Below are 16,910 nucleotides of genomic sequence, written 5' to 3'. Positions count from 1 at the left end.
GGTCCGGGTGCCGCGCGGCTGCGCGCCCCAGTCACGTGGCGCCCGCCCGGCCCGAAGCCACCACCTCGGCCCCGCAGCCCTCCGCGCCCGGGCGCCGTGGCCGCGCGCCCCCATCACCCGACACCCGCCCGCCCCAAAGCCGCCACCCCAGCCCCGACAGCCCACCCCCAAGACCATCCGTAAGCGCTCTCCCGCCCGAACCCAACCCCGACACGCCCGACCCCATCCCGACCCAGTGGCCTACGCCATACCCCCACCCACCCCGGCAAAACCCCAGGTAGAACCCCCAGAGTGGCGTTACCCGCTGGTAGCTGGAATGATATTCGGCCGCTCACGCTCCGCTGAACCTCTTCCACGCTGCGCCAACCGGCGGGACCCCCGTGTGGCATCTTGACTGGAAGCTCCGGTGGGGTCACGCTTACTCCCGACGGCGAAACCGGGGCCCTTGCGGGAGGGACCACCGGGTCGCCCGGAGGCATACCTGAAGACGTTGCGAAGCAGGCTGGGCCCCATCGGGAGCGCCCCCTGGACAAGCCGCGACGTTCGGGCTAGACTGTCTCTTTGCGCTGCCCTCTTTCAGGCTGCCCGGAGCCGGTAGTTAGGATAGTGGGCACACGGCACCCTTGACAGTCGCTGATAGCTGTTGCTATGGCGGCCGTCACCGCTCATTGTCCCCGGAAGGACGCATCTTGGCAGTCTCTCCCGCGAACCAGGCCACTGCTGCGACCACCTCGGCTGAATCTCGCTCGGAGGCCACGGGAATCCCCGGCGCGCCCAAGCGGGTTTCCTTCGCAAAGATTCGCGAACCCCTGAACACCCCCAACCTGCTCGACGTCCAGATCCAGTCGTTCCAGTGGTTCACCGGGGACGAAGCGTGGTTCCAGCGCCGTGTCGAGGAAGGTGAAGAGAACCCGGTCGGCGGCCTCGAAGAGGTCCTCAACGAGATCTCCCCGATCGAAGACTTCTCCGGTTCGATGTCCCTATCCTTCTCCGCCCCGCGCTTCGACGAGGTCAAGGCCTCGATCGAGGAGTGCAAGGACAAGGACATGACGTACGCGGCCCCGCTGTTCGTCACGGCGGAGTTCGTCAACAACAACACGGGTGAGATCAAGAGCCAGACGGTCTTCCTCGGCGACTTCCCGGTGATGACCGACAAGGGCACCTTCGTCATCAACGGCACCGAGCGTGTCGTGGTGTCCCAGCTGGTCCGCTCCCCGGGCGTCTACTACTCCAAGGACATCGACAAGACCTCCGACAAGGACGTCTTCAGCGTCCGGGTCATCCCGAGCCGGGGTGCCTGGCTGGAGTTCGACGTCGACAAGCGCGACACCGTCGGCGTCCGCATCGACCGCAAGCGCCGCCAGCCGGTCACCGTGCTGCTGAAGGCCCTGGGCTGGACCACCGAGGCGATCCGCGAGCGCTTCTCCTTCTCGGAGACGCTGCTGGCCACCCTCGAGAAGGACCACACCGCCGGCACCGACGAGGCGCTGCTCGACATCTACCGCAAGCTGCGCCCGGGCGAGCCGCCCACGAAGGAGAGCGCGCAGACCCTGCTGGAGAACCTGTTCTTCAAGGCGAAGCGCTACGACCTGGCCAAGGTCGGCCGGTACAAGGTCAACAAGAAGCTGGGCCTGTCGACGCCGATCGACAACGGGACGCTGACCGAAGAGGACATCGTCACGATCATCGAGTACCTGGTCCGGCTGCACGCCGGCGAGGACAAGATGGACGCCGCGAACGGCACCGAGATCCCGGTCGAGACCGACGACATCGACCACTTCGGCAACCGCCGCATCCGCACCGTCGGCGAGCTGATCCAGAACCAGATCCGGGTCGGCCTGTCGCGCACCGAGCGCGTCGTCCGCGAGCGCATGACCACGCAGGACGTCGAGGCGATCACCCCGCAGACCCTGATCAACATCCGCCCGATCGGCGCGGCGATCAAGGAGTTCTTCGGCACCTCGCAGCTGTCGCAGTTCATGCAGCAGACGAACCCGATCGACGGCCTGACCCACAAGCGCCGCCTCAACGCGCTGGGCCCGGGTGGTCTGTCGCGTGAGCGCGCCGGCATGGAGGTCCGCGACGTCCACCCGTCGCACTACGGCCGGATGTGCCCGATCGAGACGCCGGAAGGCCCGAACATCGGCCTGATCGGCTCGCTCTGCTCCTACGCGCGGGTCAACCCGTTCGGCTTCATCGAGACGCCGTACCGCAAGGTCGTCGAGGGCCGGGTCACCGACCAGATCGACTACCTGACCGCGGACGAGGAAGACCGCTACGTCAAGGCCCAGGCGAACGCGCCGATCTCGGACGACGGCACCTTCGTCGAAGACCGGGTCATGGCCCGCCGCAAGGGCGGCGAGGTCGAGCTGATCGACCCGCTCGACATCGACTACATGGACGTGTCGCCGCGGCAGATGGTCTCGATCGCGACGGCGATGATCCCGTTCCTCGAGCACGACGACGCGAACCGCGCGCTGATGGGCGCGAACATGCAGCGTCAGGCCGTGCCGCTGCTCCGCAGCCAGGCGCCGTACGTCGGCACCGGCGTGGAGCTGCGCGCCGCGATCGACTCCGGCGACATGCTGGTCGCCGAGCAGTCGGGCGTGGTGGAGGAGCTCTCTGCCGACCTGATCACGGTCATGCACGACGACGGGACGCGGAAGGCCTACAGCCTCTACAAGTTCCGCCGCTCGAACCACGGCACCTGCTTCAACCACCGCCCGATCGTCAACGAGGGCGACCGGGTGGAAGCCGGTCAGGTCATCGCCGACGGCCCGTCCACCGAAAACGGTGAGGTGGCGCTCGGCAAGAACCTGCTGGTCGCGGTCATGCCGTGGGAGGGCCACAACTACGAGGACGCGATCATCCTCTCCGAGCGCCTGGTGCAGGACGACGTGCTGACGTCGATCCACATCGAGGAGCACGAGATCGACGCCCGCGACACGAAGCTGGGCGCCGAGGAGATCACCCGGGACATCCCGAACGTCTCCGAGGAGGTCCTGGCCGACCTCGACGAGCGCGGCATCATCCGGATCGGTGCCGAGGTCCGCGACGGCGACATCCTGGTCGGCAAGGTCACGCCGAAGGGCGAGACCGAGCTGACCCCGGAGGAGCGCCTGCTCCGCGCGATCTTCGGCGAGAAGGCCCGCGAAGTCCGCGACACCTCGCTGAAGGTGCCGCACGGCGAGACCGGCAAGGTCATCGGCATCCGGGTGTTCTCCCGCGAGGACGACGACGAGCTGCCCCCGGGCGTCAACGAGCTGGTCCGCGTCTACGTGGCCCAGAAGCGCAAGATCCAGCCGGGCGACAAGCTCGCCGGCCGGCACGGCAACAAGGGTGTCATCGGCAAGATCCTGCCGGTCGAGGACATGCCGTTCATGGAGGACGGCACCCCGGTCGACATCATCCTGAACACCCACGGTGTGCCGCGCCGGATGAACATCGGCCAGATCCTCGAGCTGCACCTGGGCTGGCTGGCTTCGCAGGGCTGGACGATCGAGGGCGACCCGGACTGGGCGAAGAACCTTTCGCCCGAGCTGCGCGACGTCGCGCCCGGCACGAACACCGCCACCCCGGTGTTCGACGGCGCGAAGGAGGAGGAGCTCACCGGGCTGCTCAGCAGCACGAAGCCGAACCGCGACGGCGAGCGGATGGTCAAGGAGAACGGGAAGGCCAACCTGTTCGACGGCCGTTCCGGCGAGCCGTACCCGTACCCGGTGTCCGTCGGCTACATGTACATCCTGAAGCTGCACCACCTGGTCGACGACAAGATCCACGCCCGCTCCACCGGTCCGTACTCGATGATCACGCAGCAGCCGCTGGGTGGTAAGGCGCAGTTCGGTGGCCAGCGCTTCGGTGAGATGGAGTGCTGGGCGATGCAGGCGTACGGCGCCGCCTACACGCTGCAGGAGCTGCTGACGATCAAGTCGGACGACGTGGTCGGCCGCGTCAAGGTGTACGAGGCCATCGTCAAGGGCGAGAACATCCCCGAGCCGGGCATCCCGGAGTCGTTCAAGGTGCTCCTCAAGGAGCTCCAGTCGCTGTGCCTCAACGTCGAGGTGCTCTCCAGCGACGGCGCGGCGATCGAGATGCGCGACTCCGACGACGAGGACCTCGAGCGCGCCGCGGCCAACCTCGGCATCAACCTGTCCCGCAACGAGTCGCCCTCGGTGGACGACGTCGTGCACTGATCCGGTGTCGAGCGGGGACCTGCCTCCCGTGGGTCCCCGCTCCACCGCCGACCCCTCTTCTAGCCGAAACAACCCCAAGGGGACTTAGACGTGCTGGACGTCAACTTCTTCGATGAGCTCCGCATTGGTCTCGCCACGGCCGACGACATCCGTCAGTGGTCGTACGGCGAGGTCAAGAAGCCGGAGACCATCAACTACCGGACGCTCAAGCCCGAGAAGGACGGCCTCTTCTGCGAGAAGATCTTCGGCCCGACCCGGGACTGGGAGTGCTACTGCGGCAAGTACAAGCGCGTCCGCTTCAAGGGCATCATCTGTGAGCGCTGCGGCGTCGAGGTGACCCGCGCCAAGGTGCGTCGCGAGCGGATGGGCCACATCGAGCTGGCCGCCCCGGTCACCCACATCTGGTACTTCAAGGGTGTTCCCTCCCGCCTGGGCTACCTGCTGGACCTGGCGCCGAAGGACCTCGAGAAGATCATCTACTTCGCGGCTTACGTCATCACCGGCGTGAACACGGAGCTGCGCCACAACGACCTGCCGACCCTCGAGAACGAGATCGGCGTCGAGCGCAAGAACCTCGAGACCAAGCGGGACGCGGACATCGAGGCGCGGGCGCAGAAGCTCGAAGCCGACCTGGCCGCGCTGGAGGCGGAGGGCGCCAAGTCCGACGTCCGACGCAAGGTCAAGGAGGGCGGCGAGCGCGAGATGCGCCAGCTGCGCGACCGCGCCGGCCGCGAGCTGGACCGCCTCGAGGAGGTCTGGACGACCTTCACGAAGCTCGACACCCGCCAGCTGATCGCCGACGAGCTGCTCTACCGCGAGCTCGTCGACCGCTACGGCGAGTACTTCACCGGCGGCATGGGCGCGGAGGCCATCCAGAAGCTGGCCACCGAGTTCGACGTCAACGCCGAGGCCGACAGCCTGCGCGACACCATCCGCAACGGCAAGGGGCAGAAGAAGCTCCGCGCGCTGAAGCGGCTCAAGGTCGTCGCGGCCTTCCAGGCCACCGGCAACGACCCGCGCGGCATGGTGCTCGACGCCGTCCCGGTGATCCCGCCGGACCTGCGCCCGATGGTGCAGCTGGACGGTGGCCGCTTCGCGACCTCCGACCTGAACGACCTGTACCGCCGGGTGATCAACCGGAACAACCGCCTCAAGCGGCTGATCGACCTCGGCGCGCCCGAGATCATCGTCAACAACGAGAAGCGGATGCTGCAGGAGGCCGTCGACGCGCTGTTCGACAACGGCCGCCGCGGGCGTCCGGTCACCGGCCCGGGCAACCGGCCGCTGAAGTCGCTGTCCGACCTGCTCAAGGGCAAGCAGGGCCGGTTCCGCCAGAACCTGCTCGGCAAGCGCGTCGACTACTCGGGCCGTTCGGTCATCATCGTCGGCCCGCAGCTGAAGCTGCACCAGTGCGGCCTGCCGAAGGACATGGCGCTCGAGCTGTTCAAGCCGTTCGTCATGAAGCGGCTGGTCGACCTGAACCACGCGCAGAACATCAAGTCCGCCAAGCGGATGGTGGAGCGCTCGCGGCCGCAGGTGTGGGACGTGCTGGAAGAGGTCATCACCGGCCACCCGGTGATGCTGAACCGCGCGCCGACCCTGCACCGCCTCGGCATCCAGGCCTTCGAGCCGCAGCTGGTCGAGGGCAAGGCCATCCAGCTGCACCCGCTGGTCTGCGAGGCGTTCAACGCGGACTTCGACGGTGACCAGATGGCGGTGCACCTGCCGCTGTCGGCCGAGGCGCAGGCCGAGGCCCGGATCCTGATGCTGTCGGCGAACAACATCCTGTCGCCGGCGTCGGGCCGCCCGCTCGCCATGCCGCGGCTGGACATGGTCACCGGCCTGTTCCACCTGACCCGCCTGACCGAGACGGCCGAGGGCGCGGGCAACGCGTACTCGTCGCCGGCCGAGGCCATCATGGCCTTCGACCGCAAGGCCCTGAGCCTGCACGCCCCGGTCAAGATCCGCATCACCGACCGGCAGCCGGCCAAGGCCGACGAGCCGGCGCTCGCGGAGAAGGGCTGGGAGCCGGGCAAGGCGTGGCTGGCCGAGACGACCCTGGGCCGCGTGCTGTTCAACGAGCTGCTGCCGGCGGACTACCCGTTCATCAACGAGCCGATGCCGAAGAAGCGGCAGGCCGCGATCGTGAACGACCTCGCCGAGCGGTACTCGATGACCCAGGTCGCGCAGACCCTGGACCGCCTGAAGGACGCCGGCTTCTACTGGGCGACCCGTTCGGGCGTCACCGTCGCCATCTCGGACGTGCTCACCCCGGTGGGCAAGAAGGCCATCCTCGACGAGTACGAGGGCAAGGCCTCCCAGGTGGAGAAGCGCTACCAGCGCGGTCAGCTGTCGCACGCCGAGCGCAACAACGAGCTCGTCAAGGTGTGGACGCAGGCCACCGAAGAGGTCCACAAGATCATGGAGACGGCGCTGCCGGACGACAACCCGATCGCCATGATCGTGAAGTCGGGCGCCGCCGGTAACATGACGCAGGTCCGGTCGCTGGCCGGTATGCGTGGCCTGGTGTCGAACCCGAAGGGTGAGTACATCCCGCGTCCGATCAAGGCCAACTTCCGTGAGGGCCTGTCGGTGGCGGAGTACTTCATCGCGACGCACGGTGCCCGGAAGGGCCTGGCGGACACGGCGCTGCGGACCGCCGACTCGGGTTACCTGACCCGGCGTCTGGTGGACGTCTCGCAGGACGTCATCGTCCGCGAGATCGACTGCGGCACCACCCGCGGCATCATGATGCCGATCGGCGAGGACATCGGCGACGGCAAGGTCCTGCGCGACCAGCACGTCGAGACCTCGGTGTACGCGCGGAACCTCGCGACGGACGCGGTGGACGCCAAGGGCAACGTCGTGCTGAACGCCGGCGACGACCTGGGCGACCCGGCCATCGAGAAGCTGCTCGGCAGCGGCATCTCGAAGGTCAAGGTCCGCTCGGTGCTGACGTGCGAGTCGGCCGTCGGTATCTGCGCGACCTGCTACGGCCGCTCGATGGCGACCGGTCAGCTCGTCGACGTCGGCGAGGCGGTGGGTATCGTCGCCGCCCAGTCGATCGGTGAGCCGGGTACGCAGCTGACGATGCGTACGTTCCACCAGGGTGGTGTCGCCGGTGACGACATCACGACCGGTCTGCCGCGTGTCCAGGAGCTGTTCGAGGCCCGCGTCCCGAAGGGCAAGGCGCCCATCGCCGACGTCGACGGCCGCGTGCGGATCGAGGAGAGCGAGCGGTTCTGGAAGATCACCCTCATCCCGGACGACGGGGGCGAGGAGATCGTCTTCGACAAGCTGTCCAAGCGGCAGCGGCTCGCGAACACCCCGAACGGCCCGCTGGGCGACGGCGACCACGTGCACGTCGGTCAGCAGCTGCTCGAAGGCACGCCGGACCCGCACGAGGTCCTGCGGGTCATGGGGCCGCGCGAGGCGCAGATCCACCTGGTGGACGAGGTCCAGAAGGTGTACCGCGCCCAGGGTGTGTCGATCCACGACAAGCACATCGAGGTCATCGTCCGGCAGATGCTGCGCCGGGTGACGATCATCGACTCCGGGGCCACGGACTTCCTGCCGGGCGAGCTGCCCGAGCGGACGAAGTTCGAGGCGACGAACCGGGCCGCGGTCGCCGAAGGTGGCGAGCCGGCTTCGGGCCGTCCGGTGCTGATGGGGATCACGAAGGCGTCGCTCACCACGGACTCGTGGCTGTCGGCGGCGTCGTTCCAGGAGACCACGCGCGTCCTGACCGACGCGGCCATCAACGGCCGCTCGGACAAGCTCGTGGGCCTCAAGGAGAACGTGATCATCGGTAAGCTGATCCCGGCCGGTACGGGCATCAACAAGTACCGCAACATCCAGGTGCAGCCGACCGAAGAGGCCCGGGTCGCGGCGTACGCGATCCCGTCCTACGACGACGGCTACTACACCCCGGACGTGTTCGGTACGGGTACCGGTGCCGCGGTTCCGCTGGACGACTACGACTTCGGCCGCGACTTCCGCTGACGAGGTTTTTGAAAGGAAAGGCCCCCGCCGGGTTTCCGGCGGGGGCCTTTCCCCTTTGTCACCCTGATCAGGTATTCACCCGCCCGGAATCCCGCTAGAGTGAGCCGGTTCACGCGGTTCGGGGGCTTTGCGCGTTTCCAACGGGTAATCAGGGGTGACTGTTCGTGAACATATCCAGAAGCGCGAGATCCCTCGCGCGCGGTTTCGCCGCGGTGACGGCCGCAGCCGTGCTGACCAGCGTGTTCGCCGGCCCGGCCGCGGCGGAGGAGCCGACACCGGAGGCCGGCGCGCCGGCCTCGACCGCTCCGGCCACATCTCCGTCCACATCGGAGGCCCCGGCGAGTTCGGAGGCACCGCCGAGTTCCACGCCGTCGGAAGCGAAGCCGGAAAGCAAGCCCGCGGCGGCACAGCCGCGGGCCGAGCGGGCCCAGGTCGCGGTCTCGGTCGCCTTCGACAAGGACTCCTACCGGACCGACGAGGACATCCACTTCACCGTCAAGCTGACGAACACCGGTGCGACGACGGCGGCCGGCCTGACGATGTACCAGATGGTGGTCGACTCGACCGACGTCCAGGTCCTCTACGGCGGCTGGGGTCAGCTCGAGAACAAGCCGGGGGTGACCCTCGAACCGGGACAGACGTTCGAGGTGGCGGTTTCCGCGCAGGTCCGCGACCTCGACGCGACCACCGCGACCGTGCGCGGCATCTTGTTCGACGAGAGCGGGAACAGCGCCGGGCCGCAGTTCCAGTTCGGCGTTCCGGTGACCAAGGCCGCCGGGCACGCGACCGGCACGGTGTACGGCGACAAGAACGGCAACGGGGTCCTCGACGCCGGCGAGCAGCTGGCCGGCATCAAGGTCACGCTGCGGTACGTCCACGGCACGAGCACCTACTCCGCGACCACCGGCGCCGACGGCAAGTTCGCTCTCGACCTCCCGGCCGCGGAGTACTACGTCGGCGGCGAGGTGATCGACGGCTGGCTGTTCCCGTGGCGGACCGTCCGGATCGGAGCGGACACCGACCTGCTCTTCCGCGGGACGCCGCCGTTGAACGGCGCGCTGAAGGCGACGATGGCCTTCACCCAGGACAGCTACCAAGTCGGCGACCTCGCGCACGTCACCGTGACGCTGGCCAACTCCGGCCCGATCCCGCTCACCGGCATCGTCGCCGAATGCAACCGCGCCGGCAGCGACTACGTCTTGAGCGGCCGCGGCCCGGGGTGGGGCGATCTCGCCGGCGACGGCGTGCGGATCGAGCCGGGGCAGACGCGGACCTTCGACGTGTCCGAAACGGTGCCGAAGGCCGCCTTCAACCGCGGCTACGTCGTCGCCGCGTGTGACTTCGGCTATCCCGAGGTCGACACCGAGAACCACGCGCAGGCCGACGACCGGGCGGCGGTGCCGGGGGCCAAGGGCACCGTCGTGGGTGACGTGAAGCAGGGGGCGCAGGGTGTCGCCGGGGTCAAGGTCGTCCTGGTGTCCGACCAGCACTGCCCGGTCACCGGCGAGCAGACGACCGACGCGAAGGGCCACTTCGAGTTCCACGACGTGGTGCCCGGCCCCGAGTACCGGCTGTACCTCCTGCCGCCGAAGGGCCTGAAGGTCAAGTACGACAACCCCACCAACATCGACGTGTGGGGTTCGTCGGAGTCCCGCGTCGGGATCGACGTCGAGGAAGGTGACGCGCCGCTCCCGGTCGTCCCGGTCAACCCGGCCGACTGCACCGCCGGTGCGCCGACCTCGACCACCGGCGCGGCCGGCGGCGCCGGGGGTGGCCAGAGCGGCTCCGGCCTCGCCAGCACCGGCGTCGACGCGATCGGCCTGGGCGCCCTCGCGCTGCTCGCCCTCGCGCTCGGCGGTGGCCTGGTGGCCGGCGCCCGCCGCCGTCGCTCGGCCTGATCGCCGGCGGAGCGCCCCGTGGTCCATTGTGGACCGCGGGGCGCTTTCGCGTCAGTGCAGGCTTCCGCGGGACACCGGGAAGTCGAAGTAGGTGTCCGGGAACGGTTCGCCGTTCAGCGTGAAGTGCCACCACTCCTCGGGCAGGTTGCGGAAGCCCGCCGCGGCCATCGTCGAACGCAGCAGGTCGCGGTTCTGCCGGGCGACGCCGGTGATCGCCGGGTTGTCGGTGTGGGCGAGCGGGTCGAAGCAGTCGTAGCCGGTGCCCATGTCGACCGTGTTGTCCGGGAAGCGCTGGTCCCGCGGCGCGAAGCACGCCTTGAGCGGCTCGCCCGGGACGTACGGTCGCTGGAACCGCGGCGGGATCCGGACGAGCGTCAGGTCCATCGTGCTGCCGCGGCTGTGGCCGGACTTCTCGGCGATGTACCCGTCGGCGAAGAGCCGGTCCTTGGCGACGTTCGGGTAGAACTCCGCCTTCATCGTCTCGTCGGCGAGGTTCTTGGCCCACCGCACGAAGTGGTCGACGGCCCGCTGCGGCCGGTAGCAGTCGTACACCTTGAGCGTGTACCCCTGCCGGACCAGTTGCGCCTGCGCCTTCCGCAGCCCTTCGGCGGCCTGCCGCGTCAGGATGCACATCGGCCGGCGGTACCCGTCGATGCGGCGGCCGACGAAGTTGTGCCGCGTGTCGTAGCGGATGTCCTGCAGGATCGACGGCGCGACGTCGGAGAGCGCGACGAACGCCCCCGGCGTGGCGGCCTGCGCGGGCGTGGGCACGGCGAGGCCGCCCAGTGCGGCGAGGGTGACGGCGAGGGCGCGCACCCGGCGAGTGAAGATCGGCATGCCTCTCGTCTAGCAGCCCGGGGCGCCGGCGCACAGCCGCCTTCCGGGCACCCCTTCGTCAGGACCAGCCCTCGGACGTCGTCGCGCGCAGGAAGTCGTCCGAGGGCGGCTGCACCGGACGCCCCTCGAACTGCGTCGACAGCACCACCGACGACCGCAGCTCGCCGTGCTTGCCCAGCCGCTCCAGCAGGCCCTCGAAGTGCTCGAGCGAGGCCGTCCGGACCTTCAGCATCGTGCAGTGGTCGCCGCTCAGCCGGTGGATCTCCACGACCTCCGGGTAGTCCTCGGACTTCGACGTCTTCAGGAGGCAGCTGGCCAACGCGCAGCGCATCTCGACGAACGCCTGCAGCGGCTGGCCCGCCCGCCGCGCGTCCACCTGGGCGCGGTAGCCGGTGATCACGCCGGTCTCCTCCAGCCGCCGCACCCGCTCGGCCACCGCCGGCGCCGACAGGCTGATCCGCCGCCCGAGCTCCTTGAACGACAGCCGCCCGTCGGCCTGCAGCAGCTCCAGCAGCCGCCAGTCGACGTTGTCCAGCGGCTTTTCCGAACGGAAGGTCATGGACCGCATTTTCCTTCCGTTGCGCGGGCCGGGCGACCGAAATTCCGCTCGCCGCCCCTTCGAACCGGGGCGGAACTTCCCTAACGTTGCTGCTCATGGGGACTTTCACGGTGGCCGGCCGGACCCGGTCCACGGTGGCGCTGTTCGCCGGCGTCGCCTTGCTCAACACGGCCACGGTCGGTCTCGGCACGGCGGCCACCTTGATCGTCGCCGCCGGCAGCGGCGCGGTCTGGAGCGGGCTGCCGAGCGTGGCGAACGTGCTCGGCACGGCGGCGGGCGCGCTCGGCGCCGGGACGCTGGTGCCGGTCCACGGCAGCCGCCGCGTGCTGGCCGTCGGCTACGGCGTCGCCGCGGCCGGTGCGCTGGTGGCGTTCGCGGGCGCGCTGGCGACGTCGGTGGTGCCGCTGCTGCTCGGCATCCTGCTGGTCGGCCTGGGCAACGGCGGCGCCCAGCTTTCGCGGTACCTGGCCGCGGACCTGTACCCGCCGGACCGCCGGGGCCGCGCGCTCTCGACCGTCGTCTGGGGCGGGACGATCGGCGCGCTCGCCGGGCCGGCGCTGATGGCCCCGGCGGCCGGAGCCGCGGCCGGCTTCGGGTGGCCGTCGCTGTCCGGCCCCGCCGCGGTGGCGGTCCTGGCCACGGCGGCCGCGGCACTGGCACCGGCGTTCCTCCCGCGGCACGTGCCCGCGAGCTCGGTTCCGGTCGTGGCCGCCGCGCAAAACCGCCTGGTGCGCCCGGCTGGTTTCGCGCGGCCGCTGATCGCCATGGTCGCCGCGCAGCTCACGATGGGCGCGGTGATGACGATGACGCCGTTGCAGCTCCAGGCGCACGGGCACGGCCTCGACGTCGTCGGCTGGGTGCTGGGCGCGCACCTGTTCGGCATGTTCGCGCTGGCCCCGCTGTCCGGCCGGATCGCCGACCGCTGGGGTCCGCACGTCGCCGTCAACGCCGGTCTCGGCCTCCTCGCCCTGGCGGCGGCGACCGCGCTCGCCGCGCCGACGGCCCACACCTCCGGCCTGCCGATCGCGCTGTTCCTCCTGGGCTACGGCTGGAACCTGGTGTTCGTCGGCGGCAGCGCGCAGCTCAGCCGGGACCTCCCGCCGGAGACGCGCAGCCGGGTGCAGGGCACGGTCGACGCGGTCGTCTGGTCGGCGTCCGCGCTGGCCGGGCTGGGGTCCGGGGCGCTGTTCGCCGGCGGCGGGTACGCGCTGGTCGCGGTGGTCGGCGGGGTGCTGGCCCTGCTCCCGCTGGTGCTGCTCGTGCCTCGTGACGGCCGGTAGCCGGTCCGTTGTCGGCAAATCTCTCGTCCCGGCGGCCGCGGCCGCGTCGCCAAGATGGGCCGTGGCTGACTCTGTGCCTTTCACGGACAACTTCTCGGACCTGTCGAACACGCAGGGATACCAGTTCGAGTTCCGCTGCGAACGCTGCGGCAACGGCTTCCGCTCCGCCTTCCAGCGCGACAACGTCGAGACCGGCCGGAGCGTGCTGCGCGCGGTCGGCTCCTTCTTCGGCGGGACCCTGCGCGACCTGAGCAATTCGGCCGACCAGTGGCGCTACGACCGCGCGACGAACTCGCCGGCCAAGGACAGGGCCCTGGCGGCGGCGGTCGAGGAGATCACCCCGAGCTTCCGCCAGTGCCGCGGCTGCGGCGACTGGATGTGCCACGACCAGTGCTGGAACGAGGAGATCGGCCAGTGCCTGCGCTGCTCGCCCAGCGTCGCCGAGGAGATCTCGCGTGCCCAGGCGTCGGCCCAGCGCGACCAGATCTGGGAGAAGGCCCGCGAGAAGGACTGGACGTCGAACCTGGACATCGACACCCGCGCGAAGGTCGCCTGCCCGGGCTGCGGCCTGAAGGCCGACGGCGGCAAGTTCTGTTCCTCCTGCGGTACGTCGCTGGCCCTCAAGGTCGCCTGCGGTGGCTGCGGCAACGAGAGCAACAAGCCGGGCGCGATGTTCTGCTCGGACTGCGGCAGCAAACTCTGACCCACGCCCGGGGTGCGCTGATCCGGCGGATCCGCCGCGCCCCGGGCACCATGAAGGCATGACGCCCGTCACGAAGCGCCTCACGGTGATCGCCGTCGTACTGATCACCGCGGGTGCGATCCTGCTGTCGGTAGGCGCGATCGGTTTCCGGGCGACGTCGGATCAGCCCGACGCCAACATCGGCGCGGGGTTCGCCCTGCTGGCCGGGCCCTACGTCGTCGGCCTCGGGGTGCTGTTCGCGCTGTCGGCGGGCCTGACCCACCTCACGTCGCGCCGCCGCTGAGGTTCCCGAGCGCCGCGGGCAGGTGATCGGCCAGCTCGGCGAGGTAGCGGGCCTCGGCCAGCACGTTCTGCCGCGTCGCGCAGCCCTGGCCCCACGTGCGTGCGGCGCCGTTCTCGACGACGACCTCCCGCTGCGCGAACCGCGGGTTCGCCGCCAGCCACCGCGCCACCTCGGCGTCGAGGCCCGAGTCCGGCGGGAGCGTCGGCATCGACACCGGACGCCCCGGGACGATCCGCAGCTCCGGGCCCGGCGGCACGCGCACCTGCGTCACGTGGAGGTCCCGGAAGTACACGTGGTCGTCGAAGTTCCGGTACGACTCCCGCGTGTCGATCGCCAGCGCCGGCCGGTTGCCGAGGCGGAACTCGACCCACGGGTCGTCCGGCGCCCCCGTCAGTGGTCGCCCGGTCGGGTGAAACACGCCGAAGGACGGCGCTCCGCCGCCGAACGTGCCGCCCTGCTCGGCCGCGAACGCCTTGAACCAGTGGTTCTCGCGGCCCGCGGCGGCCTTCCGCTGCGACCGCCACCAGATCGCGGCGGCCACCGCGGCCACGACCACCAGCACGCCGATCGTGAAGAGCGTCTGCATCGTCAGAAGTCCAGGTCCTCGCGGGTCTCTTCGACGGACTGGTCGCGGCCGGTCCCGTCGTAGTCGCTCGTCTTCTTCGCACTCTTCACGTGGCTGTTGAGCTTGCCGAGGTGGTCGTTGACCGTCTTGGCCGGGTTGTCGCCGGGGTTGGCCGGGTTGTAGCCGAGCACGCCCTTGACCGCCGCCTCGCCGCCCTTCTTCAGCGCTTCGGTGGCGCCGGCCTTGAGCATCGTCTTCGTGTAGTCGACCTTGCCGGCGGCGTCGAGCACCGGGTTTTCGAAGGCCTTCGCCCAGCGCTTGCCGATCAGGCCCTTGTCGCCGACGGCCTTCTGGAGGAGGTCCTTGCCTTCGTTTTCCTTCGCGATCTTCGTCAGCGACTTGCCCAGCGTCGTCGAAGCGAACTTCTGCTGCAGCTTCCGGAGCCAGTCGAGCACCTTCTGCAGGAGCTCGCGCAGCTTGTTCACCTTCTGCGTGGTCTTCGCGGTCGTCTGGGCGGCCTTGACCTCGGTCACCGGGGCCGCGGCCGACAGCGAAGCCCCGCAGGTCGGCACCGCGGCGGCCAGGGCGGGCACCCACAACAGGATCAGCCAGGTCACGAACTCGGTGAGGATCGCCTTGATCAGGTCCTCGACGAAGCTCATCAGCATGCTGTTGAGCTGCAGCATCCGCGCCAGGTCGCCGGACTTCCCGGCAACGCCCTCGATGCCGTGCGCGAACTCGCCGAGCGCCGTCTTCGCCGCGTCGCTCGCGTTGCCCTCCCAGTCCTTGAGGGACTCGTCGGCGACCTCGGCGAAGTTCTTGGCCAGCTTGTCCAGCCCGGTGGCGATGGCCCCGAAGTTCTCCGCCGCGACGCCCAGCGCCGGGCCGTCGCCGCTGACGAAGTGGATCGCGTCCTGGATCGGCTGGACGGCGTTGACCAGGAAGTTCAGCCCCTGGCCGACCAGCCAGCCGAGCGGGTCGGTGGCGATGTCGGTGAGGGTGCTCGAGCTCGACTGGATGAAGCTCGCGGTGTCGGTGGCGATGGTGCCGAGCGCGAGGGTGATGTCCGCGCCGTCGGGCTGCGGCGCGAAGACCGCCTTCGTCACCGAGACGGCGTCCTTGCCGACGGTGACCGCGCCCCCGGCGAACGGCGTCGCCTTGATCGCGTTGTCGACGTTGACCCCGAGCACGGTCTTCGGGTCGTCGGGCTTGACGGTGATGCCGCTCGCGACGTCTTCGACCTCGGCCATGTGGTTCCCCTCAGTGCTTTCCCGGGCCGTCGAGCAGGGTCTCGACCTGGCCGAAGAAGATCTTGTGGTCGTCCTCGACGCCCTGGTAGACGTTGGCCGCGTCGGTCAGCTTGGCCTGCGCCGACGCCAGGCCGTCCGCGATGGACGCGAGCAGCGACTGCAGCTCGCGCAAGGTGTCGTCGTAGCCGCTCTTGGTGAAGAGGCCGACCACGCCCCACGACTTGTCGCCGACGTCGGCCTGCGCGACCTTCTCGGTGATCTTCGCGCCTTGGCCGCGGTACTCGTCCAGATCGGCGACGTACTTGTGCAGGGCGTCCACCCGGACCCGGTAGCCGTCGGGCATCAGTCCTCCTCGTCGAACAGGTTCCGCAGGAAGCGGTCGCCGGCACTCGGCCCGGCGGTGGGCAGGGGCGGCGGCGGATCGGCCGGCCGGAGCACCCGCTGCTCGGAGAAGTCCGGCGCCGGCTCCGCTGTCTCTTCGGTGAGCTTCGACCGCAGTTCTTCGACGGTGGTTCCGAACGCGACGGCCTGCGTCTCCAGGACCTGGTCGACCAGGCCCAGGTCGTCGCCCATGTTCTCCTCGACGATGACGGCCTGCCGCCGCGCCGCCTCGCCGACGGCCTCCCGCAGCGTGGCCAGGAGCGTGGCGGAGAGGGCCTGCGGCCCCTTGGCCAGCGCGGCCTCGGTGAACTGCACGTCGAGAACGGCCCCACCGGGCCCGGTGACGACGGTGACACCCCCATCCGCCGACGCGGCGCTCGCCCGCAGCTCGGTCAGCTGCTGCTGCATGACGCCGAGCCCGGCGAACCGGTCGTCGGCGTCGCGGACGCCCGCTTGGAACCGCTCGAACTCGGCCACCAGCTGCTCGAACTCGCCCGACATGCCGCCCCTTCCCGTTTCGTGGTGCACCCATCGTGACCCCCCGGCCGCACTGTGACGCACGGAACGGCCGATCCGATCCCACTGCATCACCCGACCGGGTAATGGGTAGGTTTCGGCCCGAGAGGGAAGCAGGGGACAACGCGCGAGGAGTGTGTGATGACCAGCACCGAAGGGGCCGCAGGCGCCTCAGAGGAACCGAAGTCGACGGGCAGCCACGCGGCCCCCGAGGGAGCGGGCGTACACCCGCTGATCGACCTGTCCCGAGACCCCAACCCGGGCAAGCCGGACCACGCCAAGCCGGACGAGGACTGAGGTAGGGGACGGCGAACCGAGTCGGAGGCGGTGCGCCAACCCCGAACAGGGAGCTGGGTGGTCATCCCGTCGCCTGAGGCCGTGAAGATCGCTTTGAGCCGGGCCCGCAACCCACAGCGCGGGGCTGGGTGACGGCGCGGGCTTGC

Annotated in this window: 13 protein-coding genes; 7 read left to right on the top strand and 6 right to left on the bottom strand. The window is 69.8% G+C overall.

Annotated features, from left to right (window positions below; all coding sequences use genetic code 11):
* Window positions 1-689: 689 nt before the first annotated feature.
* From rpoB to ACWEVN_RS37045, 3 genes are all read left to right on the top strand, one after another.
* Complete coding sequence (gene rpoB, locus ACWEVN_RS37055) at window positions 690-4,193, top strand: DNA-directed RNA polymerase subunit beta (RefSeq protein WP_449687660.1); 3,504 nt, start codon at window positions 690-692, stop codon at window positions 4,191-4,193.
* A 90-nt stretch (window positions 4,194-4,283) separates the two neighbouring features.
* Window positions 4,284-8,195, top strand: a complete 3,912-nt coding sequence (locus ACWEVN_RS37050) for a DNA-directed RNA polymerase subunit beta' (RefSeq protein WP_449687659.1) — start codon at window positions 4,284-4,286, stop codon at window positions 8,193-8,195.
* A gap of 164 nt (window positions 8,196-8,359) precedes the next feature.
* Complete coding sequence (locus ACWEVN_RS37045; RefSeq protein WP_452054381.1) at window positions 8,360-10,093, top strand: SdrD B-like domain-containing protein; 1,734 nt, start codon at window positions 8,360-8,362, stop codon at window positions 10,091-10,093.
* A gap of 51 nt (window positions 10,094-10,144) precedes the next feature.
* On the opposite strand, the gene ACWEVN_RS37040 is transcribed toward ACWEVN_RS37045, so the two are convergent.
* Both ACWEVN_RS37040 and ACWEVN_RS37035 read right to left on the bottom strand, forming a co-directional pair.
* Window positions 10,145-10,930, bottom strand: coding sequence for a M15 family metallopeptidase (locus ACWEVN_RS37040; RefSeq protein WP_452054380.1), 786 nt, complete (start codon window positions 10,928-10,930; stop codon window positions 10,145-10,147).
* 58 nt (window positions 10,931-10,988) lie between these two features.
* Window positions 10,989-11,489 (bottom strand): Lrp/AsnC family transcriptional regulator, encoded by a 501-nt coding sequence (locus ACWEVN_RS37035; RefSeq protein WP_449687655.1) that lies wholly within the window; start codon window positions 11,487-11,489, stop codon window positions 10,989-10,991.
* 95 nt (window positions 11,490-11,584) lie between these two features.
* On the opposite strand from ACWEVN_RS37035, the gene ACWEVN_RS37030 reads away from it, so the two are divergent.
* The 3 genes from ACWEVN_RS37030 to ACWEVN_RS37020 all read left to right on the top strand — a co-directional run bounded on the left by ACWEVN_RS37030 (window position 11,585) and on the right by ACWEVN_RS37020 (window position 13,755).
* A complete protein-coding gene (locus ACWEVN_RS37030) occupies window positions 11,585-12,769 on the top strand; it encodes an MFS transporter (protein ID WP_452054379.1) in 1,185 nt (394 codons plus the stop codon).
* Between the two features lie 73 nt (window positions 12,770-12,842).
* Window positions 12,843-13,472, top strand: coding sequence for a zinc ribbon domain-containing protein (locus tag ACWEVN_RS37025; protein ID WP_449687653.1), 630 nt, complete (start codon window positions 12,843-12,845; stop codon window positions 13,470-13,472).
* Between the two features lie 58 nt (window positions 13,473-13,530).
* Window positions 13,531-13,755 carry a hypothetical protein gene (locus ACWEVN_RS37020; RefSeq protein WP_452054378.1) on the top strand — a complete coding sequence of 75 codons (225 nt, stop codon included), beginning with the start codon at window positions 13,531-13,533 and terminating at the stop codon, window positions 13,753-13,755.
* On the opposite strand, the gene ACWEVN_RS37015 is transcribed toward ACWEVN_RS37020, so the two are convergent.
* The 4 genes from ACWEVN_RS37015 to ACWEVN_RS37000 are packed head-to-tail and all read right to left on the bottom strand — an operon-like array spanning window position 13,736 to window position 16,452.
* Window positions 13,736-14,341 carry a hypothetical protein gene (locus ACWEVN_RS37015; protein ID WP_452054377.1) on the bottom strand — a complete coding sequence of 202 codons (606 nt, stop codon included), beginning with the start codon at window positions 14,339-14,341 and terminating at the stop codon, window positions 13,736-13,738. The two genes, ACWEVN_RS37020 and ACWEVN_RS37015, sit on opposite strands and share 20 nt — an antisense overlap.
* Window positions 14,342-14,343: 2 nt before the next feature.
* Window positions 14,344-15,570: a hypothetical protein gene (locus ACWEVN_RS37010; protein WP_452054376.1), complete on the bottom strand. Its 1,227-nt coding sequence runs from the start codon at window positions 15,568-15,570 to the stop codon at window positions 14,344-14,346.
* A 10-nt stretch (window positions 15,571-15,580) separates the two neighbouring features.
* On the bottom strand, window positions 15,581-15,913 hold the full coding sequence (locus ACWEVN_RS37005) for a hypothetical protein (RefSeq protein ID WP_310967707.1): 333 nt from the start codon (window positions 15,911-15,913) through the stop codon (window positions 15,581-15,583).
* Window positions 15,913-16,452, bottom strand: a complete 540-nt coding sequence (locus ACWEVN_RS37000; protein ID WP_452054375.1) for a YbaB/EbfC family nucleoid-associated protein — start codon at window positions 16,450-16,452, stop codon at window positions 15,913-15,915. Before ACWEVN_RS37000 ends, ACWEVN_RS37005 begins: the two co-directional genes overlap by 1 nt.
* Window positions 16,453-16,608: 156 nt before the next feature.
* On the opposite strand from ACWEVN_RS37000, the gene ACWEVN_RS36995 reads away from it, so the two are divergent.
* Complete coding sequence (locus ACWEVN_RS36995; protein ID WP_449687649.1) at window positions 16,609-16,764, top strand: hypothetical protein; 156 nt, start codon at window positions 16,609-16,611, stop codon at window positions 16,762-16,764.
* Window positions 16,765-16,910: the final 146 nt, after the last annotated feature.

The sequence above is a fragment of the Amycolatopsis sp. NPDC003861 genome (assembly GCF_053605405.1).
This window is presented reverse-complemented; position numbering and strand designations above follow the sequence as displayed.

Excerpts from the sequence above, each read along its gene's own strand:
- ACWEVN_RS37040 (WP_452054380.1), bottom strand. The coding sequence starts at position 10,930 with ATGCCGATCTTCACTCGCCGGGTGCGCGCCCTCGCCGTCACCCTCGCC.
- ACWEVN_RS37035 (WP_449687655.1), bottom strand. The coding sequence starts at position 11,489 with ATGACCTTCCGTTCGGAAAAGCCGCTGGACAACGTCGACTGGCGGCTG.
- ACWEVN_RS37030 (WP_452054379.1), top strand. The coding sequence starts at position 11,585 with ATGGGGACTTTCACGGTGGCCGGCCGGACCCGGTCCACGGTGGCGCTG.
- ACWEVN_RS37020 (WP_452054378.1), top strand. The coding sequence starts at position 13,531 with ATGACGCCCGTCACGAAGCGCCTCACGGTGATCGCCGTCGTACTGATC.
- ACWEVN_RS37015 (WP_452054377.1), bottom strand. The coding sequence starts at position 14,341 with ATGCAGACGCTCTTCACGATCGGCGTGCTGGTGGTCGTGGCCGCGGTG.
- ACWEVN_RS37010 (WP_452054376.1), bottom strand. The coding sequence starts at position 15,570 with ATGGCCGAGGTCGAAGACGTCGCGAGCGGCATCACCGTCAAGCCCGAC.
- ACWEVN_RS37005 (WP_310967707.1), bottom strand. The coding sequence starts at position 15,913 with ATGCCCGACGGCTACCGGGTCCGGGTGGACGCCCTGCACAAGTACGTC.
- ACWEVN_RS37000 (WP_452054375.1), bottom strand. The coding sequence starts at position 16,452 with ATGTCGGGCGAGTTCGAGCAGCTGGTGGCCGAGTTCGAGCGGTTCCAA.
- ACWEVN_RS36995 (WP_449687649.1), top strand. The coding sequence starts at position 16,609 with ATGACCAGCACCGAAGGGGCCGCAGGCGCCTCAGAGGAACCGAAGTCG.